General features: G+C 49.8%; 1 protein-coding gene. It reads left to right on the top strand.

Annotated features, from left to right (window positions below; genetic code table 11):
• A partial coding sequence (locus R7E00_RS23355) for a collagenase (protein WP_318124619.1) occupies positions 1 to 1,429 on the top strand: 1,429 nt, incomplete at both ends.

Below are 1,429 nucleotides of genomic sequence, written 5' to 3'. Positions count from 1 at the left end.
CTGACTTTGATGGTTGATAACGTTAAGCAGTTGCCGCTGACCATGGATAGCATGATGGCCGCGTTGATGCACTTTAACCGTGACACCGCGAAAGATACCCAATGGGTTGATGGCCTGAACAACTTGTTCCGCTCTATGGCAGGTCACGCGGCGAACGATGCGTTCTACCGCTACATGGCAAACAACACTCACCATATTGATACGTTAGCGCGATTCGCTTCTGACAATGCATGGGCGTTAGATACAGATGCAAACTTTATCGTTTTCAATGCATTACGTGAAACTGGCCGCTTACTTGCGAGCCCAGATCAAGAAACCAAACGCAAAGCATTGGCTGTTATGCAGCAGGTGATGCAGCGTTACCCATTGGGCAGTGAGCACGACAAACTGTGGCTTGCCGCCGTTGAGATGATGAGTTATTACGCGCCTGAGGGTTTGAATGGTCTAAACCTAGAGCAAGCGAAGCAAGATCTAGCAGCACGCGTGATGCCAAATCGTTTCGAATGTCAGGGACCTGCCATCATTCGCTCTGAAGATCTCACCGATGCTCAAGCTGCGAAAGCGTGTGAAGTGCTTGCTGCGAAAGAAGCAGACTTCCATCAAGTTGCGAATACTGGCAATCAACCAGTGGCGGATGACTTGAACGATCGTGTTGAAGTCGCGGTGTTTGCAAGCAACGACAGTTACGTTGATTACTCTTCATTCCTGTTTGGCAATACAACGGATAACGGTGGTCAGTACTTAGAGGGGACTCCGTCAAGAGCCGATAATACGGCGCGTTTCGTGGCTTATCGCTACGCGAATGGCGAAGATCTATCTATTTTGAACCTTGAGCACGAGTACACTCACTACTTGGATGCACGTTTCAACCAATACGGTTCATTCAGCGACAACTTAGCTCATGGTCATATCGTTTGGTGGCTGGAAGGCTTTGCGGAATACATGCATTACAAACAAGGTTACAAGGCCGCGATCGATCTGATCCCAAGTGGCAAACTGAGCCTTTCAACCGTGTTTGACACCACATACTCGCACGATAGCAACCGCATTTACCGTTGGGGTTACTTGGCGGTTCGCTTCATGCTAGAAAACCACCCTCAAGATGTAGAGAGCTTGTTGGCGTTGTCACGCTCAGGACAGTTTGCACAATGGGCGCAGCAGGTTACTGTGCTTGGTCAACAATACGATGCGGAATTTGAGCGTTGGTTGGATACGTTAGAAGTGGTAGTTGAACCGGAGCAACCAGGAACGGACCCAGAAGAGCCAAGCGAACCAACCGATCCTGAAGTGCAAGTGACGGAGCTGGCGGCGAACCAAAGCCTTCAACTGAGTGGCGAAGCATATAGCGAAAAACTGTTCTACGTTGACGTGCCTGCTAACACCGTTCGCTTTAGTGTCTCTATTGAAGGGGCGGGTGATGCCGACCTTT

Origin of the sequence: Vibrio sp. Vb1755, from assembly GCF_033338635.1 — a bacterium.
GTDB classification, from domain to species: domain Bacteria; phylum Pseudomonadota; class Gammaproteobacteria; order Enterobacterales; family Vibrionaceae; genus Vibrio; species Vibrio alginolyticus.
Note: the sequence above shows the minus strand (reverse complement) of the source record. Positions and strands in the feature narration are given on the sequence as shown.